Origin of the sequence: Elizabethkingia argenteiflava (genome assembly GCF_009904105.1) — a bacterium.
Taxonomy (GTDB): domain Bacteria; phylum Bacteroidota; class Bacteroidia; order Flavobacteriales; family Weeksellaceae; genus Elizabethkingia; species Elizabethkingia argenteiflava.
In genome coordinates this window covers 1-263 of the sequence record NZ_JAAABJ010000021.1, presented here as the reverse complement: position 1 = coordinate 263, position 263 = coordinate 1, and the positions used below count along the sequence as shown (strand labels likewise).

The 263-nt window shown below is 40.3% G+C and carries 1 protein-coding gene; it reads right to left on the bottom strand.

The window, feature by feature from the left end; all coding sequences use genetic code 11:
• The coding region (locus GNY06_RS00095; protein ID WP_176589910.1) for a transposase at positions 1-263 on the bottom strand (263 nt) is incomplete at both ends.

Here is a 263-nt window from a genome sequence, read left to right as displayed (position 1 = left end):
TTCTGTATTACCAGATACATTAGCTTCATCAGTGCCTGTTCTGAAGGAAAAGCACCTTTAGTTTTGGTGATTTTGCGTATCTGGCGATGTACCCCTTCAATTGGATTGGTAGTATATATGATTTTTCTTACTACCTCATCGTACTCGAAGAATGCTGAGAGATTTAACCAATTGTCCAGCCAGGATTTGCAGGTCAGGGGATATTTTTTTGCCCACTTCTCTTCAAAGGCAAGCAGCCTTTGATATCCCTGCTCTTCATTATT